This window comes from Nocardia sp. NBC_00565 (genome assembly GCF_036345915.1).
Taxonomy (GTDB): Bacteria; Actinomycetota; Actinomycetes; order Mycobacteriales; family Mycobacteriaceae; genus Nocardia.
The window spans coordinates 4,924,201-4,946,215 of sequence record NZ_CP107785.1; the positions used below are offsets into that span (position 1 = coordinate 4,924,201).

At 66.9% G+C, this 22,015-nt stretch carries 18 protein-coding genes; 6 read left to right on the forward strand and 12 right to left on the reverse strand.

All coding sequences use genetic code 11. The features are described from left to right. Positions 1-40 precede the first annotated feature (40 nt). A complete protein-coding gene (locus OG874_RS23150) occupies positions 41-1,450 on the forward strand; it encodes a purine-cytosine permease family protein (RefSeq protein ID WP_330249245.1) in 1,410 nt (469 codons plus the stop codon). A 370-nt stretch (positions 1,451-1,820) separates the two neighbouring features. Here OG874_RS23150 and OG874_RS23155 read toward each other — a convergent pair whose 3' ends face one another. Further along, positions 1,821-3,356 (reverse strand): PucR family transcriptional regulator, encoded by a 1,536-nt coding sequence (locus OG874_RS23155; protein ID WP_330249246.1) that lies wholly within the window; start codon positions 3,354-3,356, stop codon positions 1,821-1,823. An 84-nt stretch (positions 3,357-3,440) separates the two neighbouring features. On the opposite strand from OG874_RS23155, the gene OG874_RS23160 reads away from it, so the two are divergent. The 4 genes from OG874_RS23160 to OG874_RS23175 all read left to right on the forward strand — a co-directional run bounded on the left by OG874_RS23160 (position 3,441) and on the right by OG874_RS23175 (position 7,480). Beyond that, positions 3,441-3,911 carry a nucleoside deaminase gene (locus OG874_RS23160; protein ID WP_330249247.1) on the forward strand — a complete coding sequence of 157 codons (471 nt, stop codon included), beginning with the start codon at positions 3,441-3,443 and terminating at the stop codon, positions 3,909-3,911. Further along, positions 3,908-4,867: an isopenicillin N synthase family dioxygenase gene (locus OG874_RS23165; protein ID WP_330249248.1), complete on the forward strand. Its 960-nt coding sequence runs from the start codon at positions 3,908-3,910 to the stop codon at positions 4,865-4,867. The genes OG874_RS23160 and OG874_RS23165 overlap by 4 nt, the downstream gene beginning before the upstream one ends. A 343-nt stretch (positions 4,868-5,210) precedes the next feature. Beyond that, positions 5,211-6,341, forward strand: a complete 1,131-nt coding sequence (locus OG874_RS23170) for a phosphotransferase family protein (RefSeq protein ID WP_330249249.1) — start codon at positions 5,211-5,213, stop codon at positions 6,339-6,341. A gap of 8 nt (positions 6,342-6,349) precedes the next feature. Continuing rightward, positions 6,350-7,480, forward strand: coding sequence for a hypothetical protein (locus OG874_RS23175; protein ID WP_330249250.1), 1,131 nt, complete (start codon positions 6,350-6,352; stop codon positions 7,478-7,480). 299 nt (positions 7,481-7,779) lie between these two features. On the opposite strand, the gene OG874_RS23180 is transcribed toward OG874_RS23175, so the two are convergent. The 7 genes from OG874_RS23180 to mqo form a co-directional block, all read right to left on the reverse strand. Further along, on the reverse strand, positions 7,780-8,115 hold the full coding sequence (locus OG874_RS23180) for a VOC family protein (protein WP_330249251.1): 336 nt from the start codon (positions 8,113-8,115) through the stop codon (positions 7,780-7,782). A gap of 279 nt (positions 8,116-8,394) precedes the next feature. Further along, positions 8,395-8,868 carry a cobalamin biosynthesis protein gene (locus tag OG874_RS23185; protein ID WP_330249252.1) on the reverse strand — a complete coding sequence of 158 codons (474 nt, stop codon included), beginning with the start codon at positions 8,866-8,868 and terminating at the stop codon, positions 8,395-8,397. A gap of 91 nt (positions 8,869-8,959) precedes the next feature. Then, positions 8,960-10,570, reverse strand: coding sequence for a cobyrinate a,c-diamide synthase (locus OG874_RS23190; protein WP_330249253.1), 1,611 nt, complete (start codon positions 10,568-10,570; stop codon positions 8,960-8,962). Between the two features lie 184 nt (positions 10,571-10,754). Beyond that, complete coding sequence (gene cobO / locus OG874_RS23195) at positions 10,755-11,369, reverse strand: cob(I)yrinic acid a,c-diamide adenosyltransferase (RefSeq protein WP_330249254.1); 615 nt, start codon at positions 11,367-11,369, stop codon at positions 10,755-10,757. Positions 11,370-11,888: 519 nt separating this feature from the next. Continuing rightward, positions 11,889-14,033, reverse strand: coding sequence for a magnesium chelatase subunit D family protein (locus tag OG874_RS23200; RefSeq protein ID WP_330257378.1), 2,145 nt, complete (start codon positions 14,031-14,033; stop codon positions 11,889-11,891). Between the two features lie 542 nt (positions 14,034-14,575). Further along, a complete protein-coding gene (locus OG874_RS23205; RefSeq protein WP_330249255.1) occupies positions 14,576-15,025 on the reverse strand; it encodes a GNAT family N-acetyltransferase in 450 nt (149 codons plus the stop codon). Positions 15,026-15,043: 18 nt separating this feature from the next. Next, entirely contained in the window at positions 15,044-16,558 is a 1,515-nt protein-coding gene (mqo, locus tag OG874_RS23210) for a malate dehydrogenase (quinone) (RefSeq protein WP_330249256.1), read from the reverse strand. A 300-nt stretch (positions 16,559-16,858) separates the two neighbouring features. On the opposite strand from mqo, the gene OG874_RS23215 reads away from it, so the two are divergent. Then, on the forward strand, positions 16,859-17,911 hold the full coding sequence (locus tag OG874_RS23215) for an alpha/beta hydrolase (protein WP_330257379.1): 1,053 nt from the start codon (positions 16,859-16,861) through the stop codon (positions 17,909-17,911). Here the strand turns inward: OG874_RS23215 and OG874_RS23220 are convergent. The 4 genes from OG874_RS23220 to map form a co-directional block, all read right to left on the reverse strand. Continuing rightward, positions 17,891-18,454, reverse strand: coding sequence for an alpha/beta hydrolase (locus OG874_RS23220; protein WP_330249257.1), 564 nt, complete (start codon positions 18,452-18,454; stop codon positions 17,891-17,893). The two genes, OG874_RS23215 and OG874_RS23220, sit on opposite strands and share 21 nt — an antisense overlap. Further along, positions 18,426-18,830, reverse strand: a complete 405-nt coding sequence (locus OG874_RS23225) for a hypothetical protein (RefSeq protein ID WP_330249258.1) — start codon at positions 18,828-18,830, stop codon at positions 18,426-18,428. Before OG874_RS23225 ends, OG874_RS23220 begins: the two co-directional genes overlap by 29 nt. A 245-nt stretch (positions 18,831-19,075) precedes the next feature. Beyond that, positions 19,076-20,614, reverse strand: coding sequence for a cobyric acid synthase (locus tag OG874_RS23230; RefSeq protein WP_330257380.1), 1,539 nt, complete (start codon positions 20,612-20,614; stop codon positions 19,076-19,078). 127 nt (positions 20,615-20,741) lie between these two features. Then, on the reverse strand, positions 20,742-21,605 hold the full coding sequence (gene map / locus OG874_RS23235) for a type I methionyl aminopeptidase (RefSeq protein ID WP_330249259.1): 864 nt from the start codon (positions 21,603-21,605) through the stop codon (positions 20,742-20,744). Between the last annotated feature and the right edge of the window lie 410 nt (positions 21,606-22,015).

The following is a 22,015-nucleotide window of genomic DNA, read 5'->3' on the forward strand; positions in this document are numbered from 1 at the left end:
GTCGGTTGTTGCGAACGCCGCCAGCAACCAGTGTTCAGGGATGGCATTGACCGATGACACGCCGCTGGCGTCCGAATACGCCGATCGCGTCATCGCGGTGGAACCGGGCGGCAACGAATACATCCCCGACGACGCGCGGCACGGCACCCCGCGCCAACTCTTCTGGACCTGGACCTCACCGAACCTGGAGTTCGCCACCATCTTCATCGGCGTGCTGTCGGTGACCGCCTTCGGCATGAACTTCTGGCAGGCCGGACTCGGACTCGCCGTCGGCGTCGGCCTCGGCGCGGCGCCGCACTACGTGCTGTCCGCGCGCGGCCCGCTGTTCGGTGTGCCGCAAATGGTATTGGGCCGCACGGCATTCGGCTATCACGGCAATGCGCTGCCCGCGGCGTTCATGTCGATCATGTGCGGTGTCGGCTGGTTCGCAACCAATAGCGTCAGCGGCGCGTTCGCGCTGAGCACATTGACGGGGATGCCGAAGTTGGCGGCGCTGGTGCTGATCGTGGTGGCGCAGACCGGTTTTGCGGTTTTCGGGCACAATCTGGTGCACGCGTTCGAGCGGATCGTTTTTCCGGTGCTGGCCGTGGTGTTCCTGATCGTGACGGTCGTGATCTTCACCAAAGCCGATCTCGGTGCGGCCGCACCATCGGGCGGCGTCGGCGGTCTGGGCGGTTTCCTGCTGACCGTTGGTACCGCATTCGGGTACGCGGGCGGCTGGAATCCGTACGCGGCGGACTATTCTCGCTACCTGCCCGCCACGGTGTCGAAGGCCGCGACCGGTGGTTACGCCGCCGCCGGGCTGTTCGTCTCGTGCCTGTGGCTTTCGGTGCTCGGTGCCGCCTCGGCGACCATTGCCAGCACGGTGACGGGGAGTCCCACCGATATCTTCACCGCGAATCTTCCCGAGGTGCTCGCCGATCTGACGCTGTTGGCCATCGCGATCGGTGCGGTCGCCGCCAATGCGCTCAATGTGTATTCGGGGGCAATGGCTTTCGTGACCATCGGCGTGAAGTTGCCGCTGCGCACCCAGCGGGCGGTGGTGTCGATCGGTTTCGGCGCAATCGGGTTCTTGGTCGCGTGGTGGGCGCTGCCCGATGCCGCCGCCACCTATGAGGCGTTCCTGCTGATCGTCGCGTACTGGATCGGGCCGTGGCTGGGCGTCATGTTCGCCGACCAATATCTGCGACGCGGACACAAGCTGGGCGGTCTGCTGTACAACCGCTCCTACACCAATTGGGGTGGCGTGGCGGCATTCCTGATCGGGCTGGTGGTTTCGCTGCTGCTGTTCTCGAACCAGGCGAAGTTCACCGGGTATGCGGTGCGCCGGCTTCCGGAGTTGGGCGACATCACCTTCTTCGTCGGGTTCCTGATCTCCGGAGCCGCCTATTTGCTGCTCGCGCGCCCGCGTAGCTCCGCCGATGATCCGGTCGCCGTGTCCACGGAGTGACCGCGTCGGGGGCCGGACGCGGGGCGACCATCGCCGATTCAGTGGACCTGATAGGGCACAGGCCGTACAGTCGAGCTGTCACGCGAGTGATGCTGGGCGGTGGGACGCCCCACCTGGTGGGTTGGTTAGCCCGCAACCAGCGGACCAGCACGAGAGCCCCGGCGATCACGGCAGCATTTGCCAAGACGATGCCGTAGTCGACCGGGGCCTTGCTCTTTTTCCGGCGATGTTTCGCCAACCCCACCACCTCCCTTCTGGGCGCGGAGTAGGACCGAGTCCTCCGCCCCTCGAAGAGAGGTGGCATCACAGTACGGCAGCCCACCGACGAAATCTGATGGATTGCTAGGGATTTCCGGTCAACGACCGCGTGTCAGGTCGTGGCGGCGAGTCGGTGTGCACAGAGGGCGAGCAGCAAGGTTCCGGCCAATGCGGGCGCGCCAGGGTCATAGCCCAGTAGATCGCGGATGCGGTCCAGACGTTGGTAGAGCGATTGGCGGCCGATGTGCAGGGCCGTGGCACAGCGGGTCGGGCTGCCACCGTGGCGGAGGTAGACCTCGAGCGTCCGCGACAGGTTGCTGTGATGGGTTGTGTCCCAGGCGATCAGGGGTGCGATGGTGGTGGCGATCAGGCGGGTTCGTTCGGATTCCGGCAGCGATTCGACCACCAGTTCCGTAGCCAACTCCCGGCACGTCGAAATCGGCGTCCCCGCCAACCAATCCCGGCGATGCCGGGTGGCCAGCCGCAGCGCTGAGCGGGTGGCTTCCAGCGAGCCGGTAAGTGCGGATGACGTGAAATCGCACGGATCACCGACGACAATGGTCACCCCCTCAACAGTGTTGTTGGCGAACGACTTTCGCAGCACCCGCACCGTCTCACCAACCGGATCGGCTCCGGATTGCTCGGCCGCGAGCACCCCATACGTCGTGGCATGAACCTCCGCGACGAGCCCGGGTCGACCGAGTTCCTTTGCCACAGTGTCCAAGAGGCGGGCGGCGATACGCGCGTCGGGAGCGTCGATCGCGACCGGGATCAATGTGCGCCCTGATAGCGCGGGCAGCCCGGCCGCCGCGGCCCGCACCTTCAGATCCGCCTGCCGAATCGGCTTACCGTCCAACAGATCCGCCAGCAGCGTCAACGCCGCCAGCTGCGGACGCCCCGTCTGCGCACCCGAATTCGTCAGCGCCACACCGAGACTCGGTGCAGACTGCGCCAGCACCTCGGCGAGTATGACATCGTCTAGTACGGATCCCGGTCCCGCGGTGAGCGTTCCCCAATTGTTGTCCCGCGCACGGATCGGCGCGGACGCGACGGCCGATTCGACCGCGGCCCAGGCCGACCGGTCGTCGTCCACACCGTGCGCCGCGATCAAAGCGCCATTCCCACTGGTCACGATCAACGCACACCCGGTGACCGCGCCGATCCTGGCGAGCAGATGCGCCAATCCATTGCCCGCGGCCAGCTCCTTAATGACATCGCGCGCGAGATCATTGAGCAACCGCAGCGCCGACACCTCGCGGGACACGATCTCGGTATTGGCGGCGCGACACAGATCGATGAACGGCACCACGGTGCGCAGCGCGATCAACGGCAGTCCATTGCGCGAGGCCTCCTCCACCATGTCCGGCGGCATGGCATCGAAGGTGCGGCCCAACTCGAATGCCACCCCGGAGACGCCGCGACCCGCGATCTCACGCAGGTAATGCCGCCGCGTCCCGGCATCGACGCCCGCCAGGCCCAGCCCGGTGGTGAGCAGCAGTTCACCGCCGGACAGCAACGGGCTGATCTCGTAGATCTCACTGGAGTGCACCCAGCGCACCGACCGCCCCAACCGGCTGCGACCAGCGAGAACGAGCGGATCGGCCGCGCTGAACTGGTCGGCGAGTAGCTCGCGAACGGTGGGCAGCATACGGTCATCTTGTCACCCCGAGTCTCGATCCGAGCGGACGAACTGTACGTTGCGGTGGCCACCTCCTTCCTGGATGTTGGAGCCATGACGCAGGCGATACCGGCACGGCAACTGCTAGAGGTGGCTTACGACGAGGCACTGCGCGGCCTGGCGGAGGGCGGAGTCCCGATCGGCGCGGCCCTGTTCGCGGCCGACGGCACGCTGCTCGGGCGCGGCCACAATCGGCGCGTGCAGTCCGGCGATCCCAGCATCCACGCCGAAACCGATGCGTTCCGCAATGCGGGCCGCCGCCGCGACTACGGCTCGACCATCATGGTGACGACGCTGTCGCCGTGCTGGTACTGCAGCGGGCTGGTGCGCCAGTTCGGCATCGGCGCGGTCATAATCGGGGAATCGCGGACCTTCCACGGCGGACACGATTGGCTCGCCGAAAACGGCGTCGCGGTCACTGTGCTCGAGGACCAGCGCTGTATCGACCTGATGACCGAGTTCATCGCCGAGCAGCCCGCGCTCTGGAACGAGGACATCGGCGTCGCCGAGAGGACCGAAGCATGACTGCGATTACTTCGATCGACCTGGCGCGATGGCGGGCGGGCGGACCGGCCGCGGCGCAGGTCGAACGCGACGTGGACGAGGGATTGCGGCGCGCCGGATTCCTGCTGGTCTACGGGCACGGCATACCGGCGGAACTGCCCGCACGGGTGCGTGCGGCCGCCCGCCGGTTCTTCGCGCTGCCGGATGAGGTGAAGGAACGTTATGCCGTCACCGTCGGCGGTCGCGGCTGGATCGGTCCGGGCAAGGAGGCCAACGGATATGCCGAGGGCACCGAGACCCCACCCGATCTCAAGGAGACCTACGCCGTCGGCGCGGACACCCGCACCGGCGATCCGTCGGTCGACGACGTCTGGTTCCTGCCGAACGTCTGGCCCGAAGAGGTGCTCGAGCTGCGCGAGCTGATGACCGCCTACACCACCGCCATGCGTACCCTGTCCGACGAGCTGCTCGCGCTGTTCGCCGCCGCGCTTCAGTTGCCCGCCAATCCTTTCCAAGGTCTCGCCGGGCGTCCGACGTGGACCTGCAATATCAACCACTACCCGCCGCTGACCGTGGTCGGCGCACCTGAACCGGGCCAATTCCGCATCGGTCCGCACACCGACTTCGGCACCGTCACCGTGCTGGACCGCGAGCCCGGCGCAGGCGGGCTGCAGGTGTTCACCGAGGAAGCGGGCTGGGCCGACGCGCCCTATGACCCGGCCGCGCTGACCGTGAATATCGGTGACCTGCTTGCCTATTGGAGCGGCGAGCGCTGGCCGTCGGGCAGGCACCGGGTGCTGCCGCCGCAATCGGAGGCGCCGGAAGAGGATCTGGTATCGCTGATCTATTTCTACGAGCTCGACCACGACGCCGTCGTCACCCCGTTGGAGCCGCCGATCGGCCGGGTGCGCGGGCTCGGGCCGGTGGTGTCGGCGGAGTTCCTGCGTACCAGGCTGGACGCGATAACCATCGGCTGAGGCCGAATTGTCGACGGGGCTCGGCTATCCCGAGCCCCATCGACATCAGAACGCCGGGTAGTCCTGCACCCAGTTGAAGCCACGGCTGCGCAGCGGGAAGCTGTGCAGATCGACCTGCCGCAGCGAAATAGCCGAAGAACTGCCGTCCCGCCCACTCGATGACCGGGCTCCGTCGCAGGGATGACCCCGACCTCCCTTCGGAGTACGTGCCAGCACCACCACGACGGCTGTCAAGCCCGAATGTCACCCAGTGAGGGTCGCTCGATTTCTTCGAATTTTTGCGGTAGGCGCCGACTAGAACGCGTTACAGTCGCGGCAGGCACATGCGTCAGGAGGACAAAGAATGGCCGATGATCCCGATCCCACCGCGCGGCGACAGCTGACCGTCAGCGCGCGGGACCTCGACACGCTCGCCGAGGATCTGTCCCGGTGGCTGGGCGATAAGGTCGCCGCGGACCGCCCGCCGACGATCTCGGCACTGTCGCGGCCGCAGGGCGCGGGGATGTCGAGTCCGACGGTGCTGTTCGACGCCGAATGGAGCGTGGACGGGCGAACCGAGCGCGGTTCGTTCGTGGCCAGGATGACCCCGGAGGCGGATTCGTTTCCGGTCTTCGAAAACTACGATCTGGAGTTGCAATACCGGATCATGGCCGGGGTCGCGGCCGCCTCCGATGTGCCCGTGCCGCAACTGTACTGGCTGGAGACCGACGAGAAGCCGCTCGGCACAAAGTTTTTCGTCATGCGGCGAATCGATGGCCGGGTGCCGGCGGACAATCCGCCCTATGTGTTCATCGGCTGGCTCTTCGACGCGACTCCCGAGCAACGCGCGGAGCTGACCGCGAAGACCGTCGAGGTACTCGCGAAAGTGCACGAAATCCCCGACCCGGCAGCACGATTCCCGATGCTGGACGGCCCGGGTCAGGCGCTGCGCAGGCATGTCGAGTGGCATCGCGACTGGTACCGCTGGGCGTTGGCCGATGACGGCTACCCGATCCCGCTGATCGAGCGGACCTTCGACTGGCTCGACGCGCACTGGCCCACCGATCCCGGCCCCGATGTGCTCAGCTGGGGCGACTCACGACCCGGCAACGTCCTGTACGACGGCTTCACCCCGGTCGGCGTACTCGACTGGGAGATGGCCGGACTCGGCCCGCGCGAGCTGGATATCGCCTGGCTCATCTTCATCCACCGTTTCTTCCAGGACCTCGCCACCCGATTCGATCAGCCCGGGCTGCCGGACTTCCTGCGCCGCGATGCGGTCGTCGCGAAATACGAAGAGATCACCGGATATACGGTCCGCGATCTCGACTTCTACATCGTCTATTCCGCGCTGCGGCACGCGATCGTGATGGCCAGGGTCAAGCGCCGGATGATCCATTTCGGCGAGGACACCGACACTCCCGATCGCGACGACTACGTGATGCACCGAGCAAGCCTGGAGGCGCTGCTCGACGGAACCTACGAATGGGATTAGAGAAAATCATGGCTGCTTCTGACGGTCGCTCCGCCGGCTCCGCTCCCTCGCCCCTCGACGAATACCCCATCCACCAGACGCACCTGTCGATGGCCCGGGTGGCCAGCAGCGACCGGAACTTCTACGACAGAAGCTATTTCAACGGCCACGACCGCGACGGCGGCACCTTCTTAGTCACCGGCGCCGGCGTCTATCCGAACCTCGGAGTGATCGACGCCTACGCCGCGGTCCGGCGCGGTGATATCCAGCGCTCGGTCCGCTTCTCCGACGCGCTGGGCGATCGCGAGATGAACCTGCGCGTCGGCGGCTACCGCATCGAGGTACAGGAACCGCTGCAGCGGATCCGGGTCATCTGCGAACACGACGATCTCGGCTTCGACCTCACCTGGCACGGATCGTTCCCGACCGTCGAGGAACAGCCGCATCTGATCCTCAACGGCAATCGCCCGATCATCCAGGCGACGCGCTTCGCGCAGGTCGGCTCGTGGGCGGGGACGCTGCACGTCGATGGCACGGACTTCACCGTCGACCCGGCCGTTTGGATGGGCACGCGGGACCGTTCCTGGGGCATCCGCCCGGTCGGCGAACCGGAGCCGCCGGGCCGCGCCGCCGCCGAACCGTCGGGCGGGTTCTGGTGGATGTATGTACCGATTCGCTTCGACGATTTCGCGATCGTGGTGATCCTGCAGGAGGAGCCGGACGGCAGACGCACCCTCAACGATGCCGTGCGCGTCTTCCCGGACGGCCGCACCGAACAGCTGGGCTGGCCGCGCTACCACATCGAATACCGTTCCGGCACAAGGCATCCTATCGGCGCTCGACTGGAACTCAGCACTCCCGACGGCAAGCCGCTCGAGGTCGAGATCCGGACCGTCACCAATGTCGCCCTACACGTCGGCTGCGGCTACGGCGGCGATCCGGACTGGCTGCACGGCCGCTGGATGGGCCGCGACTGGGCCTCCAGCAGCAGCTACGACCTCACCGATCCGGCCATCGCGAGCCGCGTTCCCTTCGGGGTCATCGACCATGTCGCGCATGCTCGCTGCGGTGAAGCCGAGGGCTGGGGGCTGTTCGAGCATGCGAGCCTCGGGCGCCACGATCCCACCGGCTTCGCCGACTGGGGTTCTGTCGCGCCGTAAGTCACTCGGGCGGGCACGTGCTGGCGCGTGCCCGCCCGAGCTTCAGACCACGGGGCGACCCAGCTCGGGACGTTTGACGTAATCGGTCAGTCCGATCCCGTTCCCGTTGAGCGAGTCTCAGCGATTCTCTCGCCGAGGCCCTTCCTGCTTCACCGGCCACTGCCGACTCCCGGAGGAGTTGAGGTCTTACGTGGCCTCCACGAGGCGTTTATCCTCTCCGGGCAACTTCCCGGCGAGTACTGCGATCCAGAGCATAACCGAATAACACTGACCCACGCTGGGAAACTGCTCATTAGTTTTCAACCCCACGGATCGGAAACCTCGACGCTCCACCCAGTGCCGACCTCGAATGGCACGGTGATCACTTGCACGCCAATCTCTTCCAGCTCGGCCGCCGCGGCCAGCGCATCGGGCACCTCCAGCCACAACCGCATCCCCGACAGCCCGCTCTCCCCTGCTCGCGGATCCACCCGAGCCATCACCCCCGCCACCTCGCCCCCGACGTCGAACATCGCAATCCCCTGCTCCGGCAACGTGAACTTGACCGCCAAACCGAGTGCACCCGCGTAGAATCGGACCGCCGCATCCAGGTCACCGACCGGAACCAGCACGTTGTCGATACCTCGGATCTCCATCCGGTCATGAAACCACGCCGGCACCGCGCCTCGCGGTCTCGTCGCCGAATCGTGGAGAACTCCCGCAACCGAGAAGAACCCCTGCGGGCGCGCCGGATCCCTGTCATCCTGAGTTTGCCTCGCCGAATTGTCTTGCTGAATAACGCCGTCTCGACTCTCAGCGCTGGTCCGCCGATAGACGAGCGGGGCGGCAAGCACTACTCCGTCAACCGGGGCGCTCTGGGCAGGCTACGGGCGAGGTGGTGCGCACAGATTTGTGGATCGCCAAACCCGATCCGCTCAGGGATGACCAACGGCACCACGCCGTCCCGGCTCTCGACGACGATCTGTCGAGGGGGCAAGCGCTGCGGCGAGCACTATTCCGTCGACGGTCCGCTTGGGGATGACGAGCGGTCCGTCGGCGGCGAGTAGTGCGGCGGCCTCGGCGACGCTGGTGGTGCCGAGTGCGGCAGCGGTGCGTGTCGAGGGGTTGGGTACGGCGACTCGGGCGAGTTCGGCTGCCGTGTAGGCACGGACCGGTACGCCCAACTGGGTTGCGACGACACGAAGGCCGAGTTCTTCGGCGCGACGGTCGATGGTGGCGATACAGGCGATGGGCTTGTCGCCCACCACTTCTCGTAGCGCTGCCAGAAGCCGGTCCGCCGATGTACCCGGCCGAATTCCCAGCCCGACCACCAGTTCGGGCTGTCGTGAACGCGAGTCGAGCGATGCAACCGAGGTACCGAGCCGCAGCGCGGGGGTATCCGGTTGCACGGGTGTGGACGCAAGGCGCCTCCGCGACAACCCAACGAGCGGGAGCGCACAACGCCCCCGTGACAACCCAACGGCTGGTAGCGCGGGGGCGTCAGGTGGCGGCACGGGCATTGGCGTATCGGGTGGCTGTGGTGACGAAACGGCTTGTGGCTTCGGGGTTTCCGGCAGGGTGGGTGTGCAGGTAGGAGGCGTGTACGCGGTGGACGAGAGCGCCCTCGCGGATGCGATCTCCGCCGACGTGCCAACCCCAGGCGGCGGTGTCGTCGCCACGGGCGACAAGTCGAGTGCGGTGGAATTCGTGGCCGCGCACGCGCTCTCCCGCCCGCCACAGCGGGGAATCGGCGAGCGCCACCGCATCTCGGTAGCCGAGGGTGAGGCGCGGACCGAATTCCGCTGTCGCATCGACCACACCCGCCATCGGGTGACCGTCGAGCGACCGAGCGAGATACAGCAGCCCAGCGCATTCCGCGTGCACCGGAAGCCCGGCCCGCACCTGCGCACCGACCTGCGCCAGCAGCCGAGCATTCGCCGCCAGTGCCGCCGCATGCTCCTCCGGAAACCCACCCGGCAACACCAATCCCGCGGTACCGGTGGGCAGTTCATCCTGCAACGGATCGAAGACAACAACCCGAGCCCCCGCCGCCACCAACAACTCCCGATGCTCGGCATACCCAAAGGTGAACGCGGCCCCACCAGCCATCGCAATCACCGGCTCGAATCCCGCTGCCGCACCAGCGGTGACGGAGAACATCCCCTCGCCGAATCCCCTGGCCACAACTCCGGCCGTAACCTCCCCAGCTCCGGCAGCTCGCGCGACTCCAGAATCGTCGGTGCGACCTAATCCCATTGCAACCCCATCACCCGGACCAGCAGTCGCACCCCTCGAGCCGGCTTCCGGCCGCGATGCACTGCTCCCGGCGAGCGCCGCTCGTTCGGACGCCGACTGCGCGGCGGCGCGGACGGCGGTCACGGGATCCCATGCGGGACCGGTCACGGTCGAGTCGGCAAGTCGGGCTATGGCGGCCAGATCGACATGGGCGGCAACGAGATTCGTCATTGCTTCGACGGCGGCTGTGGCGGCGGGGCCGTGCTCGACGGCGGGGATCAGGCCGAGATGGCGGGAGGGGACCTCGAGTTCGCTCATGCGCGGCAGCGAACCGAGGACGGGGAGGCCCACTCGGTCGCAGGCCGCGCGGAGGACCTGGTCGTGGCGTTCGCTGCCGACGCGGTTCAGGATGACGCCGCCGAGGCGGATCGCGGCGTCGAAGGTGGCGAAGCCGTGCAGCAGGGCGGCGAGGCTCTGGCTGTGGCCGCGGGCGTCGACGACCAATATCACTGGCGCGCCCAGTAATCCGGCGACCTGAGCGGTGGATCCCTCGGCGATCGCCGCGGATTGGTTCTCGTCGATGCGCCCGTCGAACAGCCCCATCACGCCCTCGACCACCGCCAGATCACAGCCGTCGGCACCGTGGCGATACAGCGGCACAACTCGTTCCGCGCCGACGAGCACGGGATCGAGATTGCGCCCCGGCCGCCCAGCAGCCAGCCCGTGATACCCAGGATCGATGTAATCCGGGCCCACCTTGAAAGGCGCAACCCGGTGCCCCGCCCGCCGCAGCGCCCCGATCAAACCCGTTGCCACCGTGGTCTTCCCACTCCCCGAAGCCGGAGCCGCGATCACCACCGCCGGAACCGCCCTCACAACCCCCGCACCCCTTCGCACCCAATGCGCGCCCCCATAAGGGCTCCCGGCAAAAAGGACGAATCACCCAGGGGCCACGCCGAACTCCAGCAGGTCAATTGATCACCGCGCACTCGTGCAGGCAAACGTCGAGAGGCGGTCTGCATCAGCGCATTCTCGAACAACGCACCGGTCGATGGGGAGGTCACCATTCGATGCCTCGTTGGCCTTTGCGGCCTGTGTCCATGGGGTGTTTGATCTTGGTCATTTCAGTGACCAGGTCGGCGGCTTCGATCAGGGGTTGGGGAGCGTCTCGGCCGGTGATGACGACGTGTTGGTTGCCGGGGCGGTTGCGTAAGGTGTCGACGACCTCGTCGATGTCGACCCAGCCCCATTTGAGGGGGTAGGTGAATTCGTCGAGCACGTAGAAGCGGTGCTGCTCGGCCTTCAGCCTGCGCGCGATTTCCTGCCAGCCGGCGAGTGCGGCGGCGGCGTGGTCCTCGTCGCTGCCCTGCTTGCGGGTCCACGACCAGCCTTCGCCCATCTTGTGCCATTCGACCGGTCCGCCGGTACCGGTCTCCTCGTGCAGGCGACCGAGGGTGCGAAAAGCCGCCTCCTCCCCCACCTTCCACTTGGCGCTCTTCACGAACTGGAACACCGCGACATCGAATCCTTGATTCCACGCCCGCAGCGCCATCCCGAATGCGGCCGTCGACTTCCCCTTACCCGGTCCGGTATGCACCGCGAGCACCGGCTGATTGCGCCGCTGCCGCGTGGTCAGGCCATCATCCGGAACCGTCTCCGGCACACCCTTAGGCATCGAAACTCCTTGGTAATCCATCGATCAGCACGCCCATGCCAACCCCGGCGACACCGCTGTTCACTGCACAATCGAGACTGATTCGACGCTCCGTAGTCAGCCCGAGCAGCGTCGTCACCGCGCCGAGCGTCGGTCGAAGCCCGGAACCACCGCCGACTGCTCTGCTTCGACGAACGGCGATCGCACCACCGCGATCAAGCGGTACCGGCGTCACGACGAACGTGCTCCGGTTCCCGAATACCGGTGACCCGCCGCAGGTTCGACTCGGGGTCGTTGCACCGGCACCATCAGCCAGCTCGGGCCGCGCCGACCAGACCGGACCGGCCTCACGACCAACATGCACCGATTCCCCGAATACCAGAGGCCCACTACGGGTTCGACTCGGCGCAGTTGCGTCTCCACCATCAGCCAGCTCGGGTCGCATCGACCCGACCGGACCGGCCTCACGACCAACATGCACCGATTCCCCGAATACCAGAGGCCCACTACGGGCTCGATGCGGGAGTTGGGTCGCCACGATCAGGCGGCTCGGGTCGCATTGACCCGACCGGATCCGGCGCGGACGATATCGGCGACCGAATCGCCGGTCAGCTCGCCGAGTTGGAGATAGCCGGCGCGCAGGGTGCGGGCCAGATCGGCGGCGAGGCCGAGGCGGATCATGCCGCGTTCGCAGTCGACGACGATGGACGTGATCGCCTCGTTGGCCAGCAGATTCGCGGCCGTACGGGCGCGGGGTACCGGGTCGACGCCGCCGGTGGCGCGGCCGTCGGTGAGCAGCACCAGCATCGGGCGGCGGCGCGGGTCGCGGACGCGTTCGCGGTGCACGACCTCACGCGCCTTCAAAAGCCCTGCGGCGAGCGGGGTTTTGCCACCGGTGCGTATCCCGGACAGACGGCGCACCGCGATATCGACCGAGGAGGTCGGCGGCAGGACGAGTTCGGCTTCCTGGCCGCGCACAGTGATCACGGCGACCTTGTCGCGCCGCTGGTAGGCGTCGCGCAGCAAGGCGACCACGGCGCCGGTGACCGCGGCGAGCCGGTCACGGGCCGCCATCGATCCGGAGGCGTCGACCACGAAGACGACCAGATTGCCTTCGCGCCCTTCGCGATACGCGCCACGCAGATCATCGGCAGCCAGCTTCAGCGGTCCGTCGGTGCGGCCGCGAGAACGCTGGTGCGGTGCGGCGGCGAAGACGGTGCCGAGCAGATGCAGGCCCGAGGCGGTATCTGTGCTGGAGCGGACGGTGCGCCCCTGCCGAGTCTGCGCTCGCGAACGGCGGCCCGCCGCACCCTCGCCGACGCCGGGGACCTCCCAACGAGGCGGTGTCACAACGGATGTCGCGGGAGCAGCGGTGCGCCCTTCACGAGCGGGCCGTCCGCCACCGTTCGGCGAATCGGGGCCGCGGTCATCGGGACCACCATCGCCGGGACCGTCGCTCGAGCCGCCATTGTCGGGCGGGCTATCGTTCGCGCTGCCGTCGGCGGGCCCACGATTGTCCGGACCAACCTTGTCCGGCCCGTCTTTCGGCGAACCACCACCGGGCCCACCGCTATCCGGGCCGTTGCCATCAGGATCGTCCTCGGGCCCCTGGTCGGCATTCGGCCGAGATCGACCCGGCGAATCCGTCCCGAATTCATCACTCTCGCCGGAACTTTCGGACTCACGCGCCGCCTCTTCCCCAGCCGCGCGCATCGCCTCGTCCAACTGCTCTTCGCTGATCCCCGGCTCGTCGAAGGGATCCCGCCGCCGCCGATGCGGCAGCGCCAACTCGGCGGCAATGCGCACATCCTCTTCGGCCACCGCGGACGCACCACGCCAGGCCGCATGCGCGGTAGCGGTCCGCGCCACCACCAGATCCGCCCGCATCCCGTCCACATCGAACGACGCGCACAGCGCCGCGATCCGGCGCAGCTCCACATTGTCGAGCGCGACCTCACCGACCCGATCGCGGGCCGTGAGAATCCGCTCGGCCACCGCCCGATCGGCGGCGGCATAGCGCCCGGCAAACCCGTCGGGGTCCGCCTCGTAATCCAGCCGACGGCGCACCACCGCCATCCGCACGTCCACATTCCGCGAGGCGGCGACGTCGACGGTGAGCCCGAACCGGTCCAGCAGCTGCGGACGCAGCTCGCCTTCCTCCGGATTCATGGTCCCTACCAGCACGAACCGCGCCGGATGCGAATGCGAGACCCCATCGCGCTCGATATGCACCCGCCCCATCGCCGCGGCGTCGAGCAACACATCCACCAGGTGGTCGTGCAGCAGGTTCACCTCGTCGACGTAGAGCACGCCGTGATGCGCGGCCGCCAGCAGTCCGGGCCGGAACGCCTGCTCGCCATCGCGCAGCACCCGCTCCAGATCCAGCGAACCGACCACCCGGTCTTCGGTAGCGCCCACCGGCAGCTCCACGAGCCGAGCCGGCCGCGCACCGGTCTCATCGACGACCGGCGGCAGCAACTGCGCGAGCGCCCGCACCACAGTCGATTTCGCGGTCCCCTTCTCCCCACGCACCAGCACGCCGCCGATCCCGGGATGTACCGCGCACAGGATCAACGCCAGCTGCAACCGCTCCTGCCCCACCACCGCGGAAAACGGAAATCCCGCGTCACCGTCGGCGCCTGGACGCGAACCGGTCAGCGAAGAGGCATGCGGCGCGGTTTCCATATGGGACAGTGACACGCCCCAACTCTATTCGCGCCAGAACCGCCCGCCAGCAGCACCCTCCACCGGCCCGAACAACGCCCGTCGACCCGCAAGCCCCTCGCGCAACCCCGGCTGCCTGTCAATCGGCACCCCGCGCCCAGACCTGAGCCCGCACCGCCTACCGCGCATCGCAGCTCAGCGCCCCGTCGCATCCCCAGCGACCGCCTTTACAGAAGTCGAGGTAGCTGCTGAATATTCGACGAGTCGAACACACACCGCCCACACCGGACGCGCTCGGCAAAAGCCCACGGCAGACGCACCTCGCAGGCTGCGTCTGCGCGCAAGCGACCGCTCACACAGGCTGCAACCTATTGCGAGGTAGCTACTAAATATGCGACGAGTCGAACACACACCGCCCGCACCGGAACGCCGCGCTGCGCAAAGCCGGTGGCAGGCCCACCTCTCAGGCCCGCGTCTGCGCAACGACCGCCTCACACAAGCCGCAACCAATGCGAGGCGCTCGTGGCTATGCGACAGCCCGAATCCGTCCTGAGCGGTTGGAACTAGCCCTTGCGCATGGGCAAATGCATGATGCCGTCGTCTTCGAACTCTTCGCCGTCGGGCTTGAACCCGAACTTGGCGTACATGTCGACCAGGTACGTCTGCGCGTTCAGGCGCACCGTCGACGAGCCCGCCTCGGCGAGCGCGGCCTGCACCAAACGGGTGGTGTACCCGTGCCCGCGGGCCGGAACCGCGGTGCACAACCGGCCGATGCGGAACGACTTCACCCCGTTGTCGTGCTCCTCGCACAGGCGCAGCGTGCAAATGACCTCGCCCTCGTCATCGAGCCAGAAATGCCGCGTCTCCGGCAGCAGGTCGAGACCGTCCAGCTCCGGATACGCGCATTTCTGCTCGACGACAAAGACTTGGACGCGAAGTTTCAACAGCTGATACAGCGTGGCGGTGTCGAGATCGAGCGCCCAGGACCGTTTGAGTGCAACCGTTGACATCATCGCGTCTTGCTATCACAATTACGCGGTCGGCGCGACCGCTACGTGCTCAGACGTGTTGTCCGACACGCCGTTCAGGTTCAGGGTTTTGGTCGACCAATCCCAGACTTCCCGGAACAGCGCCTGGTTCTCCGAGAGCTTCACGCCCAGCGAGGGCACCATTTCCTTCAGCTTCGGCGTCCAGTCCGCGTACTCGCGCGGGAAGCAGCGCGCCAGCACGTCGATCATGGCGCTCACACCGGTCGACGCGCCCGGCGACGCACCGAGCAGACCGGCGATGGTGCCATCCTCGGCGGCGATGACCGCGGTGCCGAACTCGAGTACACCGCCCGCGCCCTTGCGCCGGATCACCTGCACGCGCTGGCCCGCGGTGATCAGCTCCCAGTCGTGGCCGTCCGCGCGCGGAATGAACTCCGAGAGGGTTTCCACCTTGCCCGCCTGGGACTTGAGCAGCTCACTGACCAGGTACTTGGTCAGACCGAGTTCCGTCACGCCGACACCGAGCAGCGAGAAGAGGTTGTTCGGCTTGACCGACTTGAACAGGTCGGTCAGCTTCCCGTCCTTCAGGAACTTCGGCGTCCACCCGGCGTACGGGCCGAACAGCAGCCCGGGCCGCCCCTTGATCACGCGAGTGTCCAAGTGCGGCACCGACATCGGCGGCGCGCCGACGGCGGCCTTGCCGTACACCTTGGCCTGGTGCTGCTGGATCAGCGCGGGATTGGTGCAGCGGAAGAACTGACCGCTGACCGGGAACCCACCGAAGCCGTTGGCCTCCTTGATGCCGGACTTCTGCAGCAGCGGCAACGCACCGCCACCCGCGCCGACGAAGACGAATTTGCTGATGAGCGTGCGGGTTCGGCGCGTACGCAGATTGCGCACCTGCACCAGCCAGGAGCCGTCGGCCTGCTTGGTCAGGTTGCGCACCTCGTGGCCGAACGCCAGATCCGCACCCGAGCGACCGAGGTAGGCCAGCAATTCGCTGGTGAGCGAACCGAAGTCGATATCGGTGCCGTAGTCGGTCCAGTTCAACGCGATCGGATCGGAGAAGTCGCGACCGCGCGCCATCAGCGGTAGTCGCCGCGCGAACTCATCGGGTGCGTCGATGTACTCCATGCCCTCGAACAGCGGATGCCGTGACAGCGCCTCGTAGCGCTTGCGCAGGTAGTCCACGTTGTCCGCACCGTGCACAAAGCTGACGTGCGGGATCGGGTTGATGAACGCGGACGGGTCATCGAGGATGCCGTTCTCCACGCCGTAGGACCAGAACTGGCGCGACACCTGGAAGCGCTCGTTGATGTCGATGGCCTTGCTGATATCGACCGAGCCGTCCGGATTCTGCGGGCTGTAGTTCAGTTCGCATAGCGCCGAATGTCCGGTACCCGCGTTGTTCCACGGATCGCTGCTCTCGGCGGCGGCGGCGTCGAGCCGCTCGAACAGGGAGATCGACCAATCCGGCTGCAGCTGCCGAAGCAGTGCGCCGAGGGTGGCACTCATGATCCCGGCACCGATGAGTACTACATCGGTCTTTTCAGTCATGGCAGCGTTCGGCACGGGTAGATCGACTTCCTTGTCCTTCTGCGCACGCCCACCCCCACGGTGGGCCTGCTGGGCACGGGCGCTATGTGGTTGTTGCGAGTCCTGCGTGACTCGGCGGGGAGTAGGTTACCCGCCGTTCACCTAACGCCAATTGTGCACCTCACCTGTTCGAAGACCAGCAAGGAACTTGCCGAATGTGACATAGATTCCTTCCGGCGTTCGATCTTCGAATCGGCCCTGACGTCGCTGATCCTTTCGAGTGACCTGCAAGCAGTCACTACGGTTAGATTGGTCCTTGTGATGAACGAAAGCCCGCTCAGCGTGTCCGATATCACGGCCCCCGCAGTCGAGCGCTGGCAGCCGGATGTCCTCGGCGCGGGCTATGAGCAGCGGACCTTGCCACTGGGCCCGGATCCCGACGGCGAGGGCGATGCGGTGGCGACCCTGGTTCGCTACACCCCGGATACCGCCGCCGCGACCGAGCCCGCCGTGCTGTACGTGCACGGGTTCACCGACTACTTCTTCCAGCAGCATCTCGCCGAACACTTCGCGAGCCGCGGACATCGCTTCTACGCACTCGATCTGCGTAAGTGCGGACGCTCCCTGCGCGACGGCCAGACACCGCACTACGTGACCGATCTGGCGCTCTACGACGCCGAACTGAACGAATCGCTGCGTATCGTCCACGAAGAGGCGGGCGAGCACGTGCTGCTGGTCGCGCATTCGACCGGTGGGCTGATCGTGCCGCTCTGGCTGGACCGGCTCAACAAGGCGAAGGGCACCGCCGCGTCGGGCATCACCGGCCTCGTGCTCAACAGCCCCTGGTTCGACCTGCAGGGCCCGTCGTACTATCGGACCGTCGGCACCCCGGTGATCAAGGCGCTCGGCCGCTTCCGGTCGATGTTCGAGCTACCCGGCGGGAAGATCAGCTCCTACGGTGACAGCCTGCACCACAGCGCGGCGGGCGAATGGGACTACAACCTGGACTGGAAGCCCCTGGAGGGATTCCCGGTCAAATTCGGCTGGCTGCGCGCGATCCGCACCGGGCACGCGAAACTGCAGTCCGGTCTGTCGGTCGGCGTGCCCGCGCTGATCCTGCGTTCGCGCATCACGAAGTTCGCGCGCCAGTACGGTCCGGCCGTCGACGTGGCCGACGCGGTGCTCGATGTCAGGCAGATTCAGCGCTGGTCGGGCTGCCTGGGCGATCGGACCAATATCGTGCCGATCGACGGCGCGCGCCACGATGTCTTCCTGTCCTCGGCCGAACCGCTGGCCAAAGCCTTCGCCGAACTCGACAGCTGGCTGGACTGGCTGGGGGTGTTCCGTAAGAAGTCACCAGAGACTGGTGCGTAGCACGATCTCGGTGGCCAGTTCGTGGTCGGCCTCGGTCGCCACATTGTCGACGTCGATCTGCACGACGCGGAATTCGCCGTAGACGAAGCGGCCGGAGGCGTCGGCCACCGAGCGCGCCAGGTTCTTGGTGACCAACACCGTCGCGGCGACCTCCACCGGCCGGCAGCTGGGGTCCACAACCGTGCCGTCGGCGGCCGGAACCGCCGGATGTCCACGATCGGCGACCACAAGGCTGATGAAGCGTCCGAAACCGCCCGCGCAGACCTGCCAGGCCAGCTCCGCGCCCGCCCCGCGCCCGGCGACGTTCACCCACGGGACGCCGAGCTCGTCGAGGATGGCGTGCACGCCCGCCGGATCCAGGTCCGCTACCGATTCCACCGCTATGGTGCGCAGGTCCGAAGTGTGCAGTCGCGCACATACCTGGTCGTAGACGTCGACCGGATCACCGGCGTCGGGCAACAGCAGCACGCTGTGCCGAGATTCCGGGCCGTCGACCCGCACGGTCCAAGCCCGGTCACCGACCGTGATCCGCCGAGATTTCATGCCGGAGTACGGTACACGCCTCGGTTGAACGGAACCGCGTGTCAGTGGCACGCGAGTCAGGAAAGCAAACGCATTCCGGTGTTTTTCGCGGCGGCGCGGTCGAAGGTGACGGTGAGATCACATCCGGATTCCAGGGGCCGAGCATCACGCCGGCTACCGTCTCGGCGTCCTGATGGTAGCGGTGCCGCAGCGCCCAGTGGACCTGGGTGAGCACCGTCACTGTCGGGTAGCCGGGTCTGCTCTTACTGAGCCCTTCGATCGCCATATCGGCGCGTTCGTATTGCACCGGATCGTCGTGGGTGAAGTAGCGGATCAGGACATTCGTATCGGGACAGATCACGGTCGCATCCCCTTGGCCGCGCCCCCGCGATGGCATCGTCCCTTTCGACCGGGGTGACCGGGGCGCCGTCCCAGTCGATGGCACCCTCGAGCGACTGACCGTTCGTGTCTCCGGCACCGGTCGTGGGTGGCGTTCCGGGTAGGAACAAAGGCAACCTGGATCCCGGCCCGCAAGCCAGTGGCAACTCGAACGTTGACCGGGATGGTGATCTGGCCCTTGTAGAACGGATTGCCATTGGGCGTCAACGCCTTTCGGCGCGGCGTGCCGGCGGATGTGGCGTGCTATCCGAGCGGCGTGCTGCCGATTCCGAGGCCGGAGACGATGGCAGGCAGGTCCGATGGTGCGCCGTCAGTGAGCAAACGCTCGATCCCCTTGATATCGAGGTGGTTCTCGATCAGGTCGGCGAGTAGGTCGAGTTGGGACGAGCGGATCTCCGAGACCGAAATATCGTCGGCGACAACGAAACCGTGACGCCCGGCGCGTTCGGCGACCTCGCGTAGCCAGCGGCGACGGAACTCATCCGATTCCAGCAGGCCGTGCAGATGCGTACCCCAGATCGCGGCGCGGGCGCTGCCCTCTGGTGACCCGTTCAGCTCGAACCAGGCCGGATCACCGTTGCCAACGACGCGGCCGTGGTGGATCTCGTAGCCGTGCAGGGGGATTCCGTTACCGCTGCCGATGCTGCGACGCAGGACCTTCGGGTCAGCGAATTCGATCTCCAGGTCGAGCAGGCCCAATCCATCGACGGTTCCCGCGGCGGACTCGACGCGGTCGATGATTCGTGTGCCGAGCATCTGATATCCGCCGCAGATGCCGAGGATCGGGCGGCCCGCGGCGGCCCGGGTCCGCAGCGCGTCGGCGATTCCGGTGCGCCGCAACCACTCCAGATCGGATACGGTCGCCTTGCTGCCCGGCAGCACGACCAGGTCGGCGTCGGTCAGCCGGGACGGGTCGCTGACCCAGCGCACCGCGACACCCGGCTCGCACGCCAGGGCTTCGACATCGGTGGAGTTGGAGATGCGCGGCAGGCGGATCGCGGCGACGGTGAGCCATGTATCGCCGATCGGCGGGCGGGGGCGCCCGACCGGGGCGTCGGCGACGGTGCCGAGGGAGTCCTCCGCGTCGATCCACAGGTCCTCGGCATAGGGGATCACGCCGAGCGTGGGGCGGCCGGTCAGCTCGGTCAGTTGATCGAGTCCGGGGCGCAGCAGTTCGACATCGCCGCGGAACTTGTTGACCACGAAACCGGAGATCAGTTGCTGGTCTTCGGGTTCCAGTACGGCCACGGTGCCGAACAGATGCGCGAGCACGCCGCCGCGGTCGATATCGCCGACCACCAGCACCGGCAGTCGCGCTGCCCGCGCCAGACCCATATTCGCCAGATCGGTGGCGCGCAGGTTGATCTCGGCGGGCGAACCCGCGCCCTCACAGATCACCACATCGAATTCGGTGCGCAATGAATCCAGTTCAGCGGCAACGATTTCGCGCAGATCCCGCCGATGCCGGAAGTAGTCACGCGCCCCGACGGTACCGATGGCTTTGCCGCGCACCACGAGTTGCGAGCGTCGGTCGCTGCCGGGTTTGAGCAGGACCGGGTTGAACCGCACACTCGGTTCCAGCCCGCATGCCTGGGCCTGCAGCGCCTGCGCCCGACCGATCTCACCACCGTCGAGCGTGACGACCGAATTGTTGGACATGTTCTGCGCCTTGAACGGCGCGACTCGCACGCCCCGCCGCGCCAGCATCCGGCAAAGACCCGCCACCACAACGCTTTTCCCCGCGTCGGAGGTGGTGCCTGCGACGAGTAGCGCACCCGCCAACCGGGTCACCACGACGCGTCTCCCCTGGGCACCGGCGCGTACATCGCTGGTCGTGCCATCATCACAGCGTCCGGCTGACGCCACCGTCCGATCGTGCGCGGACCGGGGCACCGCCGGGCGGTCCGGCTCACGGCAGGGTCAGGATTTCCGCGCCGGTGTCCGTGACGACCAGCGTGTGTTCGAACTGCGCGGTCCACTTGCGGTCCTTGGTGACCACGGTCCAGCCGTCGTCCCAGATCTCGTAGTCGATGCCGCCGAGGTTGATCATCGGTTCGATGGTGAAGGTCATGCCCGGCTCGATCACCGACTCGATGGCGGGCTGGTCGTAGTGCAGGATGACCAGGCCGCTGTGGAAGGTGGGGCCGACGCCGTGCCCGGTGAAATCGCGCACCACGCCGTAGCCGAATCGGTTGGCATAGGACTCGATCACGCGCCCGATCACATTGAGCGCCCGACCCGGCCGCACCGCCTTGATCGCCCGCATGGTCGCCTCGTGCGTCCGCTCGACCAGCAGCCGCACCTCCTCGTCGACCTCGCCGGCCAGGAAGGTCTTGTTGGTGTCGCCGTGCACGCCATCGATGTAGGCGGTGACGTCGATATTGACGATGTCACCGTCCTGGATCACCGTCGAGTCCGGAATTCCGTGGCAGATCACCTCGTTCAGCGAGGTGCAGCACGATTTCGGAAATCCCTTGTAGCCCAGGGTCGACGGATACGCGCCGTGGTCGCACATGTACTCGTGCGCGATCCGGTCCAGCTCGTCGGTGGTCACGCCCGGCGCCACCGCCCGGCCCGCCTCGTCGAGTGCCTGCGCCGCGATCTTGCCCGCGATCCGCATCTTCTCGATCGTCTCGGCGGTCTGCACCCAGGGCTCGCGCCCCTCGTTCACCGTCTTCTTCCACGCATATTCCGGACGCTCGATCGAGCGCGGAACCTCACGGGTGGGCGAGAGTGTGCCGGGAGCAAGCGGCTGACGGGTACGCACTGACATGGAACAAGAGTATCCGCACCGATCGCGGACCTCGCCCGATGCCCGCTGCCCGCCCTGCCGATCTTCGCGCCACGGTGCTGCTCCGAGCGCCCGCCCACCGCCGCGACCCGACTATCTCGATATCCGCGTCTCGTCATACTCGACGCGATTTCCTACGCGACGGCGATCAGGATCTCGACTGGGTCGCACTCGGGGGCCGAGGCGAGCAGACGGATCTTGCCGGGACCGGTCGGCCGCAGGACCGCGAGAGCGCGGCTCTCGAATGTGCGCCGCTCGACCGCGTCGAATCGTGTTCCTCGGTCGAAGGGTCCCGACCCGACCATAGGTCAGTGACGAGAAATCCATGAGAGGATGCTTCTCGCAAATCTAAAGTTATGTTCTTGATCAGTGCGCGAGGACCGCACCTCGCG